13 protein-coding genes are annotated in these 15,592 nt (G+C 63.2%); 2 read left to right on the forward strand and 11 right to left on the reverse strand.

The window, feature by feature from the left end:
- Positions 1-39 precede the first annotated feature (39 nt).
- From GCT13_RS07675 to tssA, 11 genes are all read right to left on the reverse strand, one after another.
- Positions 40-2,076: a type VI secretion system Vgr family protein gene (locus GCT13_RS07675; RefSeq protein WP_152756556.1), complete on the reverse strand. Its 2,037-nt coding sequence runs from the start codon at positions 2,074-2,076 to the stop codon at positions 40-42.
- Between the two features lies 1 nt (position 2,077).
- Complete coding sequence (locus GCT13_RS07680) at positions 2,078-2,467, reverse strand: DUF4280 domain-containing protein (protein ID WP_152756558.1); 390 nt, start codon at positions 2,465-2,467, stop codon at positions 2,078-2,080.
- 27 nt (positions 2,468-2,494) lie between these two features.
- Positions 2,495-5,203: a type VI secretion system ATPase TssH gene (tssH, locus tag GCT13_RS07685; RefSeq protein WP_152756560.1), complete on the reverse strand. Its 2,709-nt coding sequence runs from the start codon at positions 5,201-5,203 to the stop codon at positions 2,495-2,497.
- A gap of 4 nt (positions 5,204-5,207) precedes the next feature.
- A complete protein-coding gene (tssG, locus tag GCT13_RS07690; protein WP_152756562.1) occupies positions 5,208-6,299 on the reverse strand; it encodes a type VI secretion system baseplate subunit TssG in 1,092 nt (363 codons plus the stop codon).
- A complete protein-coding gene (tssF, locus tag GCT13_RS07695) occupies positions 6,284-8,161 on the reverse strand; it encodes a type VI secretion system baseplate subunit TssF (protein ID WP_152756564.1) in 1,878 nt (625 codons plus the stop codon). Before tssF ends, tssG begins: the two co-directional genes overlap by 16 nt.
- A gap of 4 nt (positions 8,162-8,165) precedes the next feature.
- Entirely contained in the window at positions 8,166-8,678 is a 513-nt protein-coding gene (gene tssE / locus GCT13_RS07700) for a type VI secretion system baseplate subunit TssE (protein WP_152756566.1), read from the reverse strand.
- The gene (locus GCT13_RS07705) at positions 8,671-9,510 is read right to left on the reverse strand and encodes a type VI secretion system accessory protein TagJ (RefSeq protein ID WP_152756568.1); all 840 of its coding nucleotides are present in this window, start codon (positions 9,508-9,510) and stop codon (positions 8,671-8,673) included. The genes tssE and GCT13_RS07705 overlap by 8 nt, the downstream gene beginning before the upstream one ends.
- Before the next feature lie 130 nt (positions 9,511-9,640).
- A complete protein-coding gene (locus tag GCT13_RS07710; protein ID WP_152756570.1) occupies positions 9,641-10,132 on the reverse strand; it encodes an Hcp family type VI secretion system effector in 492 nt (163 codons plus the stop codon).
- A gap of 46 nt (positions 10,133-10,178) precedes the next feature.
- On the reverse strand, positions 10,179-11,675 hold the full coding sequence (gene tssC, locus GCT13_RS07715) for a type VI secretion system contractile sheath large subunit (protein ID WP_152756572.1): 1,497 nt from the start codon (positions 11,673-11,675) through the stop codon (positions 10,179-10,181).
- A 25-nt stretch (positions 11,676-11,700) separates the two neighbouring features.
- Positions 11,701-12,201, reverse strand: coding sequence for a type VI secretion system contractile sheath small subunit (gene tssB, locus GCT13_RS07720; RefSeq protein ID WP_028369702.1), 501 nt, complete (start codon positions 12,199-12,201; stop codon positions 11,701-11,703).
- Positions 12,202-12,279: 78 nt separating this feature from the next.
- Positions 12,280-13,317 (reverse strand): type VI secretion system protein TssA, encoded by a 1,038-nt coding sequence (gene tssA / locus GCT13_RS07725; protein ID WP_152756574.1) that lies wholly within the window; start codon positions 13,315-13,317, stop codon positions 12,280-12,282.
- Positions 13,318-14,062: 745 nt separating this feature from the next.
- Between tssA and GCT13_RS07730 the strand changes: the two genes are divergently transcribed.
- Both GCT13_RS07730 and GCT13_RS07735 read left to right on the forward strand, forming a co-directional pair.
- Positions 14,063-14,794, forward strand: coding sequence for a hypothetical protein (locus tag GCT13_RS07730; protein ID WP_152756576.1), 732 nt, complete (start codon positions 14,063-14,065; stop codon positions 14,792-14,794).
- A complete protein-coding gene (locus GCT13_RS07735; protein ID WP_321574234.1) occupies positions 14,770-15,570 on the forward strand; it encodes a PP2C family protein-serine/threonine phosphatase in 801 nt (266 codons plus the stop codon). The genes GCT13_RS07730 and GCT13_RS07735 overlap by 25 nt, the downstream gene beginning before the upstream one ends.
- Positions 15,571-15,592: the final 22 nt, after the last annotated feature.

Consider the following 15,592-nt stretch of genomic DNA (forward strand, 5'->3'; position numbering starts at 1 on the left):
CTGCTCTGATCCCATGCAAATCATCCACGCATCCCGTCATCACTTGAGCTTCTTCGTGCCATCATCAGCGTCCTTCGGATCAGTAGGCGCAGTGGGCGACGAGCCGCTGCCCGACCCGGCCGAGCCGCCCGAATTCAGCAGGATCGGCGTGCCCGACACCGCGACACTCGCCGGCCCCACCACGACGAACGCGCCCCCTGCCTTGAGCGTGATGCTCGCGCCCGCTTCGATCACGACATTCATGCCCGCCTTGATATGGATGTTCATGCCCGCATCGATCGCATAGTCCATCCCGACTTTTTCCTGCAACTTCTGGCTGACGTTCAGCGAATCGTTGCCCTGCACTTTCGCGTTGCGATCGCCCGTCACGCTGTCGTGCCGCGCACCCGTCACCGCGACGAATTCATTGCCCGTCACCTTCAGATGCCGGTCATTGCCGACGTTGGTCAGCATGTCGTTCTTGATCCACGTTTCGTGGTCTTTTTCCGCGTGGAAGAACAGTTGCTCGCTGCCCTTTGTATCGTCGAAGCGCATTTCGTTGAACCCGCCGCCGCCTTTGGTCGAATTGCTCTTGAGCGTGGAGAGTGCGGCGTTCGCCGGCAGGTCATACGGCGGCATCGTGTTCGCGTTGTACACGCAGCCTGTGACGAGCGGCCGGTCGGGATCGCCTTCGATGAAATCGACGAGCACTTCCTGGCCGATGCGCGGAATGAAGAACGTGCCCCAGCGCTTGCCCGCCCAGTCGTGCGACACGCGCACCCAGCAGCGCTTCATTCTCGCGGCCGCATCGGCGGGCGGCGCGAACTGCTCCCAGTGAAACTGCACCTTGATGCGGCCGTACTTGTCGGTGAGAATCTCGTCGCCGTCGGGTCCGACCACCATCGCGGTCTGCGGCCCCGCGACGACGGGGCGCGGCGTGATGCGTTCGGCACGAAACTGGTTTTCCTTGCGCAGCGCGGTAAAGCTGCAATCGAAGAACGGCAGCGCGCGCCTGTCGTCGCGGTTGTGGTTACGGTTGTCGTCGCGGTTATCGTTCCGGTTGTCGTTATAGGTCGATACGTACGTGTCGGAATTGATTTCGTAGTCGGCGCTGACCACCAGATAGTCGTGGTTCTGCGCATCGCACGCGTGGCCTTGCAGCCCGAACAGACCGCCCGGCCACACGCCGCGCGCGCTCGAACGTCCGCTGATGCTGTCGTTGCGGGCCTGGCGAATCTCCACGCCGACTTTCGCGTAACGGTCGCCGTCGCCGGACTGGATATGGCCGCTCAGATGCTCCTGCATCGTGTACACGGGCGGATCGTAGACCTTCGGCCGCGTCGCGCGCGACAGCAGCCCTTGCTGGTTGCTCGACGACGGCTTTTCGAAGTCGTATTCATTGACCTCGTACTTGCCCGTCTGCAGCTCAGCCCCCGACGACCACTGATAGACGCACTCCTTCTCGTGGCCCGGCTCATACCAGCCGTCATAGGCGATCGTCGCGTAGTGATCGATCGACGTATGCACGTCCGCCGAATCCGTCATCACGAGCGTGTGCTTGCCGCTCTTGTGCTCGAAGTAGTAGTAGATGCCCTCGTGCTCCATCAGCCGGCTGACGAACGCGAAGTCCGTCTCGCGATACTGCGCGCAATGCTCCAGCGACGGATAGGTCGCCGAGCATTTGTTGCTCATGTCGATGTCGTAATCCTGCAGCACCTTCGCGATGATGTCGGGCACCGTCATCTCATGGAAGAAGCGGCTATGCGACGCGCGCGTGAGAAGCCACAGCCGCGGACGCACGACGGCCTCGTAGCGCGCCATCCGGTTGCGCGTGCGATCGCCGGGCGCGACAATGCGAAACGCGGTGACGATGCCGTTGATCTGCCGCTCGCCATCGGACGGCAGCGACACGGCAATCGACATATCCTGGCCGAGCAGATCGCCCGGCTTCAGATCGTTGCTGGTGCTGAGCAGATCCAGATGAAACTCGCTGAGCCGCCCGAGTTCCTCGCGTCCTGTCAGACGCAGGAACAGCAGGTCGCTGCCGGCAGGCGCGCAACTGACGGTGATGTGGCGGAGCGGATCTTGCGTAGTCATGTCACGGAATCATCGTGTTGACGGTGGCCGGGTTGACGATGGTCACGACGCCGCCCCAGTTGCACATGCACTTCGAAACGTTGTCGAGCGACGGCTGGTTGCCGAGCAGCACGGTCGGCGCGCCCGTCACCCACGGCGACATCGTTGCGGGCACGCACGGCATCGGTGTGAGCACGCCCATCGCGGCAGTCGTCGCCGCAGCGACGGCCGGATTCGCGGGCGAGCTGCACATGCCGAACGGCATGATGTTGACGAGCGGCACATGGTCCATGATGTTCGCGGCGGGCGGCCCCTCGCCCATCACGCGGTTCACGGGCAACACGACGAGCGTCGAAGGCGCCGCGCCGAACGAGCACTGCAACGTTGCCCCCATGCTGACCTGTTGCGGCATATGCATCCTCCGTCAAAGCGCGAGCGTTCAATCGAACGTATAGACGAACTCGCCGTCGCGCGCGCCGATCTGCACCTTCGACACTGTCGTGCCGTTCATCATCCGCGTGAGGAACTCGTTGCTGATGTGAGGCAGCAGCGTGTTCGTCAGGATCGCGTCGATCATGCGGCCGCCGCTTTCCAGTTCGGTGCAGCGGCTCGCGATCAGCTTCACGACATCGTCGTCATACACGAACGGAATCTTGTGCGTCGCGCGCACGCGCTTCTCGATCCGCCCCAGCTGCAAGCGGATGATCGCGCCAAGCATCTCGTCGGACAGCGGGTAATACGGAATCACAACGACGCGCCCGAGCAGCGCCGGCGGAAACACCTTCAGCAACGGCTCGCGCAGCGCTTTCGCTATGCCCTCCGGCTCGGGCATCAGCTCGGGGTCCTTGCACAGGTTCGCGATCAGATCGGTGCCCGCATTCGTCGTGAGCAGGATCAGCGTGTTCTTGAAGTCGATCACGCGCCCTTCGCCGTCTTCCATCCAGCCCTTGTCGAACACCTGGAAGAAAATCTCGTGCACGTCGGGATGCGCTTTCTCCACTTCGTCGAGCAGCACGACGCTATACGGACGACGCCGCACGGCCTCCGTCAGCACGCCGCCTTCGCCATAGCCGACATAACCCGGCGGCGCGCCCTTGATCGACGACACGGTATGCGCTTCCTGGTACTCGCTCATGTTGATCGTGATGACGTTCTGCTCGCCGCCGTACAGCACTTCAGCGAGCGCCAGCGCCGTTTCCGTCTTGCCGACGCCGGACGTGCCCGCAAGCATGAACACGCCGATCGGCTTGTTCGGATTGTCGAGTCCCGCGCGCGACGTCTGGATGCGCCGCGCGATCATCTCGGTCGCATGCCCCTGGCCGATGATCCGCCTGTTCAGGTTTTCCGCGAGCTTCAGTACGTTTTCGATCTCGTTGCGCACCATCCGGCCCACGGGAATCCCCGTCCAGTCCTGCACGACGGATGCGACCGCCTGCTGGTCGACGGTCGGCAGGATCAGCGGGTCTTCGCCCTGATGCTGCGCGAGCTTCCTCTGCAGTTCGCGCAATTCGGCGAGACGTGCGTCGCGCGCGGCGGGATCGATGGATGCAGCGGGTTCGATCGGTTCGGCACTGGCCGCGCCTTCGACCTTGCCCGTCTCGTCGCGCAGTTGCGCGCGCAAGGCGAGGATGCGCTCGACGAGTTCTTTCTCGCCCTGCCAGCGCGCTTCGAGTTCGGCGAGACGCGCGCGCTCCGTCGTGAGACGCTCCGTCGCCGCGGCAAGCCTTTCGCCCGTTTCGATACCGACAGCCGTCTCGCGCCCGATGATCGCGAGTTCCGTTTCGAGCGCGGCAATGCGCTTTCTCGAATCGTCGACGGAAGGCGGCGTCGCGTGCTGGCTGACGGCCACGCGCGCACAAGCCGTGTCCAGCAGACTCACGGCCTTGTCCGGCAACTGGCGCGCGGGAATGTAGCGATGCGACAGCCGCACGGCTGCCTCCAGCGCCTCGTCGAACACCTGCACCTTGTGATGCTTTTCCATCGTCGACGTGATGCCGCGCATCATCAGAATGGCCTTGGTCTCGTCGGGCTCCGGCACCTGCACGACCTGAAAGCGCCGCGTAAGGGCCGGGTCTTTTTCGATGTGCTTCTTGTACTCGGCCCACGTCGTCGCCGCGACGGTGCGCAGCGTGCCGCGCGCGAGCGCCGGCTTGAGCAGGTTCGCGGCGTCGCCCGTACCCGCCGCGCCGCCCGCGCCCACGAGCGTGTGCGCTTCGTCGATGAAGAGAATGATCGGCTTCTCGGAGGCCTGCACTTCCTCGATCACCTGGCGCAGCCGGTTCTCGAACTCGCCTTTCATGCTTGCGCCCGCCTGCAACAAGCCGACGTCGAGCGTGCGCAACTGCACGTCGCGCAGCGTCGGCGGCACGTCGCCCGCGACGATGCGCTGCGCGAAGCCCTCGACCACGGCCGTCTTGCCGACACCCGCTTCGCCCGTGAGGATCGGATTGTTCTGGCGGCGGCGCATCAGGATATCGACTACCTGGCGGATCTCTTCGTCGCGGCCGACGATGGGATCGAGCTTGCCGCTGCGCGCCTGCTCGGTCAGATCGGTCGTGAAGCGATTGAGCGCCTCCTGCTTGCCCATCGCGGCGGGCGGCACGGCGCCGCCGCTATCGCCTGCCTGAGCGGCGCCCGCTGCCTGGAAGCCGTCGCTCGCGCTCATGCCCGCTTCGGGCGAACCGCCGAGCAGGCTGTCGAACTCGTCGACGAGCGTTTCGAGCTTGACCCGCTCGAACTGACGCGAGATGCCGTACAGCGCGTTGCGCAGCGACGGCGTTTTCAACAGGCCGACGACCAGATGTCCCGTGCGCACCTGCGACTCGCCGAACATCAGCGAGCCGAATACCCAGCCGCGTTCGACGGCCTCCTCGACCTGCGATCCGATGTCGACGACGGAGCCCGCGCCACGCGGCAGCCGGTCGAGCGCATCCGTCAGATCGCGCGCCAGCGCCGAAGGCTCGACGCCGAAGTGCTTCACGATGCGATGCAGATCCGAGTCCTGCAATTGCAGGATCTGATGGAACCAGTGCACGACCTCGATGTACGGATTGCCGCGCAACTTGCAGAACACGTTCGCGCTTTCGATTGCGCGATAGGCCAGCTTGTTCAGCTTGCCGAACAACGCTGCACGTTTGATTTCGGCCATTTTGCTAGTCCCTGGATGAGTGTTGGAGTTCCGGCTGGCGCGCGTGCGCGTCGCCGCGCCCGGTTTCGCCGGGCCGTCCAGACAACGACGACGGATGCGAAGCGGGATGCAGCTTCAGCTGCTGCTGATCCTGCGCGGCGGGGCCGCTCAGCAGCCAGGTCGTGTAGCCGAGCCGTGCGCGGCGGCCCAGCGCGAGGCGTGGCACGTCGTCGTGCTTGAGCCACAGGTTCAGGTCCCAGTCGAGACCATCGCGCACGTAGTTGCGTACCCAGTCGGTCAGACGGCGCAGGCTGTCGCCGCCTGGCAGGAAGCGCTCGTAATCGGCGAGCGTCAGCGGCCCGATGACGATGCGGAACTTGTGCTGGCAATCCCACACGCGCCCGCCGAGCAGCGTCGATACACCGAGCGCGGACGATCCGTCGCGCGCGCCCAGCCGCGAGAGCGTGTCGCGCGGCAGCGGCATCCAGTGGCCGACCCATTGCTCGATACGCACGGGCAGATGGAAGAAGCGCGAGAGAATCAGTTGCAGGCCCGCTGCGGGACGAGTCGGTGCTGCGAGCAGTCCGGCGAAGTGCAGCTTCGCGAAATCGGGCACTGCGTCGCGCTCGCGGAGCGCCGCTTCGCCGAGACCGAACGTGCTGCCGACGTACACCGAAAAGCGGTCGCGCTCCGGCCGGTCGAGACTCACGGTCGGCTGTGCGTTGGCCCACGCCCGATAAAACAGCGACACCATCCGGTGATGGAACACATCGAGAAAGCGCGCGAATGTCGGGTCGTTCGCATTGCGCGCGCGGTCGCGCACGTATTCGGTCAGATGCACAGGCATCGGCCCGTTCGGCCCCAGCAGACCCATGAAATTCACCGCGAGCCGTGCCGCGTGTCCGTCACGCGACGGGACCAGCGCGGCGAGCGTCGCCGGATGAAAGATCAGTTCCGGCTCCTGCGAAAAGCGCACGGCATCGTCGCGCGGGCGCAGCGATTCTCCGATGCGCGGCTTGTCGCGATGCGCGTTCTCGATGAGCCGCAGGGCCTGAAAGAAGTCGAAACGCCATGCGTGTGTTTCGAGTTCGCGCAGCAGAGTCAGAGCGTCAGGCATTGTCCGCCCCTCGCTGGCCAGTGCATGATCTCGCCGCGCGACAGCGTTCTCACCACCGTCTCCGCGAACGAATTGATCGACACGTATTGCGCAAAGTAGTGCGACAGCACGGCGCCGAGCAGAAACGCACCCGCGCCTTCGAATGCGGCGTCGTCGAGCGTCAGCGTGATCGCAAGGCCGCGTCCGAACACGATCGGCCCTGCAAACGGCAGGCGTCGCGTCACCGGATGCGATTCGACGGAATGCACGCCTTCGATCATCCGCTGAGTCGCCGGGTCGCCGACGGGGCAATAGAGGCTCAGCAGGTCGCGCAGCGCACGGGCGCCCTCTTTCGCGTCGCTATCGACGAGCGATGCATAGTTCAGCGACAGATGACTCAGCAACCGCCATGCGACTGCGCCATGCGCATACGACGGCAACGGGCGGCTCGGGCCGCTCACACAGCGCACGCTCTCGACGGGCGCTTCGACATCGAGTGTGAAGTCGCTCTGGCCGCCGCCGATCGACAGCGTGAGCGGCAAGTCGCGATTCGTGCAGAGCACCTGCAATCCGAGCTGGCGCAGATCGCCGCGAAACGGCGCATTCGCCGCATCGACGAGCGCGATGAACGTCTCGCTGCCCAGATAGCTCGTGCGCGGTCCGCGTTCGGCCTGCCGCGACGAGCGCATTCGCTTCTCTCGCCGCATCTGGTAGTACGCGTTCGCGCCGTGGCCCGCGCCGAGGTCGCGCGCGTGATAGAACGCGTCGAATTTCTGCTCGGCGGCGGCACCCGCGCCATAGCCGGTGACTTCGTCGATCGAATAGATTTCGAAGTCCATCGGCCGCGTGCGATCGGCGATCACGTGATATTCGAACTGCTCCCCGGACAGCGCGATGCGGTCCGTGCGGCGAGGAAACAGATTGATCGCGGGCGTGCAGAAGAGCGCGAAGTTGGACGCGTCGAGCGACTGTTCGAGCAGCGGATCGCCGCGCTTGAGCAACACGATCACTTCCACTTCGTTGTCGCCGCAACGGCGCAGCGCCGGCTGCAAGCCATCGATCGCGACGAACATGAAGCGCTGCGCGAACGCGAAATACTCCTGTAGCAGCCGATAGCCCTGGAACGACTGCTTGCTGATGGGCAACAGCGCTTCGTCTTGCGCAAAGCCGACGGGCACGACGGCTGTCGCCGGCAATTGCGCATGCCACGTTGCGGGCCGCGACACGGGCATCACCACGACGCCGGCAGCCGAGCCGAGCAGGCGCTCATAAGTGCGTGTCGGCAACGCGTCGGCGCCGCGCAGATACAGCACCAGCCTGTCGAGCTTCAACTGGTTGATCTTGAGGCCGCCCGTCGCGCGCAGACGCAGCCGCAGGCCCGCTTTCACGCCGGGCGGCAGCACGATGTCCGCGCCGCCGAGCGAGCCCGAATGCGTGAAGAACCTGGCATCGGCGATTTCGAGCGGCCATAGCGTCAGGTCGTGAGCGCTGCGATATTCGCAACGCGTCGAGCCGTTCTTGTCGAGCACGCTGCGAAACGCGCTGCCGCGCGCGACCTTCACGCCTTCCGCGAGGCCAGGGTTGCTCAGATCGGGCCGGATCTGCACGACGGCCATCGATGGCGTCGGCGCGAGATAGTGCGGATAGACCAGTTCCGCGAGATGCTGCGTAAAGCGCGGAAACTCGGCATCGATCTTCATCTGCACGCGCGCGGCGAGAAAGCTGAACCCTTCGAGCAGGCGCTCGACATACGGGTCCGCGCATTCGAGGCTTTCCAGCCCGAGGCGCGCAGCGACCTTCGGATATTCCTTCGCGAACTCCCCGCCCATCTCCCGCAGATGCTGGAGCTCTTCGCTGTAGTACTTGATCAGTTCGGGGTTCATGAATTCAACGCGCCCCGCTCTGGTCGATCACTCTGATTTCCCCGGCTTCGAGATCGAGTTCGGTTCTGAAGTACAAGCGCTCCGGGTATGGTTGCGCCCACAAGTCTCCTTCGATCAGAAACGACACGGTGTTATGGCGACCCGTGGTTTCTTCGGACTGCACGGCCGTCACGCGCACCGTGTCGCGCATGATGCGCGGCTCGAATGCCCAGATCGCGTCGCGCACATGCTTCTCCAGCTTCGCCGCATCGATGCCCGAGGCCGTCTTTCCCGCGATATCCGGAAAGCCGAAGTTCAATACCGACGTGCTCACATACGGATAACCCGACAGATCCTGTACGGAAGCGAGTCCGTTCGCGTTCAGGAGCCACGCAAGATCGCGTTGCACGCTCTGACGCAACGCGCGCATCGACAGCACGCGGCGCTCGCGCGCCTCCTGCTTCACCTCCGGCTCGTAGTCGGTCAGCCGGTCGAGCAGCGAGGGCTGCAGCCGGTCGCGCGTGCTCGCTTCAGCCATGATCCGGCGCGGCGCCAGCGCCGCCCTCGCTGCCGGGCGGTGCATCGACCGCCAGTTCGATCGTGCGGATATCGAGCAGCGCATAGTCGTTCACGTCGGTCGTCAGCATCCGTTGCCCGACGGGGCGCGCTTGCGCTGCATCGCCGCCAACCCATTCGGTCAGACGCGCGAGCCATAGCGCGTGGCTCTTTTGGGCCAGCGTGCCGGCGTAGCGCGTCGGAATCAGCCCGGCCGCCTGGCCTTCGTTGGCCCACGTGAAGATCGCGGGCGTCCAGACACGGTCGCGCAGATCGACGGGCGCTTCGATCTCGATGCGCCTGATCCGGAAGAACGGCACCCAGTAGTAACGGCCGTTGAGCACCGTTTCGAGTGTGGGTCCGAGACGGCCATCGGCATCGGCGATCCACTCGAACGGCTCGCCGTTGATGCTGCCCGAGGTGGCGGGCGCGTCGGCGAGCGCCTGTTCGCGCGCGGCCGTGGCCGCTGCGCCGTCGCCCGCCGCGTCGAGCCGCAGCGCTTCGACTAGCAACGCGAGCCAGCCCGTCGGCTCGCCGAAAATCAGCGGCGCGCGCGTGCCGTTGAAAACCTGCTCGCGCAGCGCTTCGCATTGCAATGCTTCGCGGTAGGTTTGCACCATCGGCAGCGCGGCGGCGTCGAGATCGCCGACGACGTTCAACTGCGTCAGCGCGCGGTCCCACGAGCCCAGCACCGCGAGCAGCTGGAACAGGAACACACGAAGGGACGCCTTCGACGGATCGTTGCGAACCTGCATCTGCAATTGGCGCAGGCTCTCGTCCAGATCGCCTTCACGCAAGCTTTCCTCTGCGGTCATGTCAGTTCGCTCCGTCAAGCCGGGTCAAATGCAACTGCGTGCAACTGCGCGACACCCGGATGCCGGGGCCACGCCATCGCGTTGCCGTGCCGCAGCGCCATTCGAATGCAGCACGGCCTTCTGCTTTTGTCTAGTTGGTCGCGTCGTTCTTCGGAATGTCCCACTTCACCTCGACAACGCCGCCCTCCTTCGCCCCCTTCGCGTTTTGAGGCTGATATTCGACATGGAACTTCTCGAAGTTCAGCGTCACGTTTTCGGTGAAACGGTCTTCGCCACCCGAGCCGCCCGTCGAATACGAGCTGATCAGCAACGCGGTCAGCGTCACCTTGTAGTACTCCAGCGGGTTGTCGCCGCCCGCCTTGCGCACGGTCAACACCGCCGAGTCGATATGCGAGCCCTTGCAGCAGGCCGCCATGATCGCCGGCGACGCCTTGTCTACGTACTTGGTGAACGAGATGTCCTGCACGTTCACCTTGCCGGCGCCCCCGCCCGTGCCCATGTGCATCGTGCCGCTCTGGCTCAGCCCCCAGCTCCACGCGAGCACTTCGATTTCCTCCTTATGGGTCTTGTCCTGGGACTCGCCCTTGATGTCGCCTAGCTTCATGAACATATCGACGGCCATGTTCTTCTCCACTCAGAAACGTTTCGTCAGTAACAACGGGATTCCGTCATGCCGCCTTGGCGGACGGAAGCTTCGAGACCAGCCGCAACGACACGGTCAGGCCTTCCAACTGGTAATGCGGACGCAGGAAAAACTTCGACGTGTAATAGCCGGGATTGCCTTCGACTTCTTCGATCACGACTTCGGCGGCGGCAAGCGGCCGGCGTGCCTTCGACTCTTCGCTGGAATGGGCGGGATCGCCGTCGACGTATTGCAGGATCCAGTTCTGCAGCCAGCGCTGCATGTCGTCCTTCTCCTTGAAGCTGCCAATCTTGTCGCGCACGATGCACTTCAGGTAGTGCGCGAAGCGGCTGCACGCGAACAGATACGGCAGGCGCGCGGCGAGATTCGCATTCGCCGTGGCATCGGCATCTTCGTACTCGGCGGGCTTGTGCAACGATTGCGCGCCGATGAAGGCTGCAAAGTCCGAGTTCTTCTTGTGCACGAGCGGCATGAAGCCATTCTTCGCCAGTTCCGCTTCGCGCCGGTCGCTGATGGCGATTTCCGTCGGGCACTTCATGTCGACGCCGCCGTCGTCGGTCGGGAACGAATGCACCGGCAGGCCTTCAACTGCGCCGCCCGACTCGATGCCGCGAATCCGCGAGCACCAGCCGTACATCTTGAACGAGCGGTTGATGTTGGTCGCCATCGCGTAGGCCGCGTTGGCCCATGCGTATTTGCCGCTGTCCGCGCCGGCCGTGTCTTCTTCGAAGTCGAATTCGTCGACGGGATTGGTCTTCGCGCCATAGGGCGCGCGTGCAAGAAAGCGCGGCATCGCGAGACCGATGTAGCGCGAATCTTCCGACTCGCGCAACGAGCGCCACGCGGCGTGCTCGGGGGTCTGGAAGATCTTCGTCAGGTCGCGCGGATTGGCCAGCTCCTGCCACGAATCCATCAGCATGACGGCCGGGTCCGCGCCCGCGATGAACGGCGCATGCGCGGCGGCGGAGATCTTTGCGATCTGGGTCAGCAGGTCGACATCGGGACCGCTGTTGTCGAAGTAATAGTCAGCGACGAGCGCGCCATAAGGCTCACCGCCGAACTGGCCGTATTCTTCTTCATAAAGCTTCTTGAAGAATGGGCTCTGGTCCCATGCAGTACCTTTGTATTTCTTGAGCGATTTGTGCAACTCGCCCTTTGAAATATTCATCACGCGGATCTTCAGCGACTCGTCGGTCTCGGTGTTGTTCACCAGATAGTGCAGACCGCGCCATGCGCTCTCCACTTTCTGGAACTCTTCCGAGTGAATGACCAGGTTGATCTGATCGGTCAGCTTCTTGTCGATCTGCGCAATCAAGCCCTCGATGGTCGCGAGAACATCGTTCGAAATAACGGCGGTGTCACGCAGCGCCTGTTCGGCGAGCGTGCGCACGGCCGTCTCGACGGCTTCTTTCGCTTTCTCGCTTTTCGGCTTGAATTCCTTTTGCAGCAGATTAGCGAAGTCGCTCACTTCGAGCGTGCCTTCTGCCTGCTGCGTCTGCTCCTGGGGGGTGGGTTCGGCCATGGTCAGACTCCACTGTTGGTCGCGCTTATTCCTGTGGCTTCGGCGCGGATGCGAGCGATTGCAGCAAGGCCGGATCGTTCAGTACTTTCGCGATCAATTCCTCGGCGCCGGTCTTGCCGTCCATATAAGTCAGGAGGTTCTGCAACTGGCCGCGCGCCTCTAGCAGCTTCGACAGCGCATCGACCTTGCGCGCGACGGCGGCGGGAGAAAAGTCGTCCATGCTCTCGAACGTCATGTCGACGGCGAGATTGCCTTCGCCTGTCAGCATGTTCGGTACTTGCACCGCGACGCGCGGCTTCATCGACTTGAGGCGCTCATCGAAGTTGTCGACGTCGATTTCCAGAAACTTGCGGTCCGCGACGGGCGCAAGCGGATCGGCGGGCTGCCCGGACAAGTCGGCCATCACGCCCATTACGAACGGCAGATGCACCTTCTTTTCCGAGCCATACACCTCGACGTCATATTCGATCTGCACGCGCGGCGCGCGATTGCGTGCAATGAATTTCTGGCTGCTTTCCTTGGCCACGACAGTTCCCCTGGTTGACACCGCACCGTCGAAAGACGGGGCAGCGTATCAGTTGCGTTGCTGATCAACTCCCCATCACTATTCGTTTTCGATACCGCCAACCTGCCGGGCCTGGCCAAGACCTTCCGGCGCCAGGTCCTCGAGTATTTCCATGAAGTTCTTGTCCACGAGACGCCGCGCGCGGTTCAACAACAACGGCACCGGGCTCGACGGCTCGTGCTTCTGGTAGTAAGCGCAGATCTTGTCGAGCAGGCGGATCACATCCTGCCGGCTGTTCACTTCCCCCGTCGGCGGCGCGCTCGCTCGCGCACCTGGGCCTGCGGGCGCGTTCGTTTCAGCTTCGCCCGCTGCTGCCTGGTCTTCGGCTTGCGGTGCCGCTTCGCCGATACGCTCGACTAGAAATCCCGCCGCCTGCTGCAACAGGCGCGACAACGGCGACAGGTCGATGGCCTGGGCCGTGCCGACGCGCTCCGTCAACAGCGTTTCGATACGCGTGTTGCTGCTGCGCGCGCCCCGCAACGCAGCGACGACGCGCACGGCATCGTCGTGCACGTCGGCGATCGCCGCGTCGATCGATGCAAGGGACAACGGTTCGACGCCCTCGGGCGCAGGCGCGTCGCCGTTCGCATATTCGATGTCCCGCAGCCTGACGATTCCGTGCGCGTGCGAAGCGACAAGCGGCGTATCGCGCACGTCCACCAGCATGCCGGATTGATCGACGAGGACGGTCAGCGCATTGATGCGCGCAGTCGGGTCGTTGTCGTCGTCGGGATCGAGTTGCGGATGGACATGATTCCAGTGCTGTTCGAGCAGCGCTTCGATCAACGCAAGTCCTTCGGCAAGACCCGCGAAGCCCTGACGATGCAGCAGCGCACGTGCAAGATGCGCGGCCACGCGCAAGTCGCGGCTCTTGCCGAACAGTTCGAGAGAAAGCGACTGAGCTGTCTTCCAGTCGGGCGGCGTGGCGGCGACTACAGTGGCGCCGTACTGGACATCCGGCTTGCCGTGAACGGCCTGTTCGAGTTCGCGGAACAGCGGGTCGTATTCGACATCGTCCCCACAAGGGTTTTCTGGAGAGATTTCGGCAAGCAGTACCCCGGCATCGAGCGTGGCCATTTCTTGTATTCGCTGCAGTCAGAGACGAATAGTTTTAGCGTGCTCGCTCTTCGCGACGACTCACGCCACGTTAACCGTCGAAACTGGACTTCCCCCGGATCGAAGAGTTAATTGAATCAATTCGGATTACTTATGTACACACGCGCTTATACAGCCACGTCGAAACGCGATCACTGCTGCGGCAGACCGATACGAGCATAGCACGCAATCCTTAAAATTAAAGGACAGGTGTGATGCTCTCGCTTTTGTAAAGCCGATTCAAAAATTCAATTAAAAATGGCGTTTCTAAACGCCTTAAAAAAACGCAAGATGCGCATACGGTCTCGGTTTTACATGGAACGGCAACTTGCGCGTCACTCGGCGGCATTACCATCTAGTAAACGTTCGAGTCTCACAAAATTGAAAAAAAGCACGATTGGACGCAATAAGGTAAACCCTCATATTGGTTTTGTCCCGGCGTGTGCAATACCTAAGGCCTAAGGCAGTACTTTTCGCACTATTGCAGTGAATGCCTGTTTCCTCTATTAGTCGACGCTGAACGGCAGCGGACCGATAGCCGTATGTCAGCTTCCCAGCTTCAAACGAACGGACGCTTTTCGGGTACTGAATCCGCACAGCGTGACGCTGTGCTCATCATGCGGGGTGACGTGTGACACATATAGAATGCGCACGTGCGGTCGACCGTGCTTGCGATGCGGCGTTGCCTGACTTGTGGCAACGCCGTACATGTCTGAACCATGACGAAATGGCTTCAATGTATTTGATCGTTCGCCGCGCACTTCAGGCGTATTACCCATTCGAATTACAGGCGCTAGGCGAAGACAAGGAAGAGTTGATCTCGCAGTTCATTTATTTCAAGGTTTTCCGTCTCGAAGCAGCACATGCGCACCCGGAAGCGTTCCCACTGCATAGCGCGCCTTCCAATGGTCATGCCGTGTGCGCATATTTCCGCCGTTATCTGATCGATTGCCTGCGCAATGCGGGTCATCAGCGCAACGTCGTGTTCGACAACGAAGACGTGCTGGCCGAGATCGAGCAACAGGCGGCCGTGCAAAGCGACCCTGTCGGCTCGGTGTTGCTGCAACACGGACTCGACGAGCGCATTGTGCGGGAATCGGCAACGCGCTTCATTGCCGGGCTCGACAAGGCCGACCAGTTGCTGCTTGCGGGCAGCCTCGGCTGGCTCTCGAACGAAAAAGGCGGACTGGCGGAAATTGCCGCGCGCTACAGGATCGCGTCATATCACTATCGCGCCCGCAAGCTCGGCGTCACGCTGAGGAAAGGCTCGCTGCCAACCGATTTCGCTGCGACCAGCATCGGTCAGTGGATCGCGAAGACGCTCGGCATCGACATCGTCGCGGAGAACAGAATCGCGATCCTGCTGGTGCTGGGCATCCTCGCCGAGCAGTCGCGCGCACCAGCGGCCGAGCCCGCCCCTGAGCGAGGCTTCCTGTGCGACTTGCCACAGCAAGCCTGACGGACCGCGGCGGCCGGCAACGCAACGAAGACTCGCTAGGCGACTGGTCGAGCGAGCGCCTTTACTACTGCGTGCTTGCGGACGGCGCGGGCGGACATGGCGGCGGCGATACCGCATCGGCGATCGTCGTCGATTCCGTGCTTGCGGATCTGCGCTATCTGACCGTCGGCGAGTTGCCGCCGACGGGCCAGCGTCTCGTGAGCGCGCTCGCTCACGCGAACGACAACATCGTCGAAGAACAGACGCGTGGCGGCGCCGCGCTCAAAGACATGCGCTCCACGGCCGTGGTGCTCGCAATCGACTGCGAGCAGCGCACGGCGGCGTGGGCGCATTGCGGCGATTCGCGTCTCTATTGCTTCCGTGGCGGCAACGTCTGCGCGCAGACGCGCGATCACAGCATGGTTCAGGAAATGGTCGACGCGCGCCTGCTGTCCCCCGATGCAGCGCGTCATCACCCGCGTCGCAACGTGCTGCTCGCGGCGCTCGGCACACGCGGAGATCTGCACATCACGGGTTCCTCCGGCACCTTCAGCCTGTTCGATCGCGACGCGTTCCTGCTGTGCAGCGACGGCCTCTGGGAATACGTCGACGAAACCGCCATATGCGAAGCGCTGCACAACGCCGCGACACCGGACGCCTGGCTCGACGCGCTCGCCGCTCAAGTGCGCGCATCGGCGGATGTGAACCGCGACAACCTCAGCGCAATGGCCGTATGGATCGCCGACGCGGAAGACACGCAGGCAACCCTATTGCTGACGAGCCGCGCGCCTTTATGACAGTGCGCATCGCGCCTGCTGT

Source organism: Paraburkholderia franconis, assembly GCF_009362735.1.
GTDB classification, from domain to species: domain Bacteria; phylum Pseudomonadota; class Gammaproteobacteria; order Burkholderiales; family Burkholderiaceae; genus Paraburkholderia; species Paraburkholderia franconis.

Excerpts from the sequence above, each read along its gene's own strand:
- GCT13_RS07680 (WP_152756558.1), bottom strand. The coding sequence starts at position 2,467 with ATGCCGCAACAGGTCAGCATGGGGGCAACGTTGCAGTGCTCGTTCGGC.
- GCT13_RS07705 (WP_152756568.1), bottom strand. The coding sequence starts at position 9,510 with ATGACCGCAGAGGAAAGCTTGCGTGAAGGCGATCTGGACGAGAGCCTG.
- tssA (WP_152756574.1), bottom strand. The coding sequence starts at position 13,317 with ATGGCCACGCTCGATGCCGGGGTACTGCTTGCCGAAATCTCTCCAGAA.
- GCT13_RS07730 (WP_152756576.1), top strand. The coding sequence starts at position 14,063 with ATGGCTTCAATGTATTTGATCGTTCGCCGCGCACTTCAGGCGTATTAC.
- tssG (WP_152756562.1), bottom strand. The coding sequence starts at position 6,299 with ATGCCTGACGCTCTGACTCTGCTGCGCGAACTCGAAACACACGCATGG.
- GCT13_RS07710 (WP_152756570.1), bottom strand. The coding sequence starts at position 10,132 with ATGGCCGTCGATATGTTCATGAAGCTAGGCGACATCAAGGGCGAGTCC.
- GCT13_RS07675 (WP_152756556.1), bottom strand. The coding sequence starts at position 2,076 with ATGACTACGCAAGATCCGCTCCGCCACATCACCGTCAGTTGCGCGCCT.
- tssC (WP_152756572.1), bottom strand. The coding sequence starts at position 11,675 with ATGGCCGAACCCACCCCCCAGGAGCAGACGCAGCAGGCAGAAGGCACG.
- tssE (WP_152756566.1), bottom strand. The coding sequence starts at position 8,678 with ATGGCTGAAGCGAGCACGCGCGACCGGCTGCAGCCCTCGCTGCTCGAC.
- tssH (WP_152756560.1), bottom strand. The coding sequence starts at position 5,203 with ATGGCCGAAATCAAACGTGCAGCGTTGTTCGGCAAGCTGAACAAGCTG.
- tssF (WP_152756564.1), bottom strand. The coding sequence starts at position 8,161 with ATGAACCCCGAACTGATCAAGTACTACAGCGAAGAGCTCCAGCATCTG.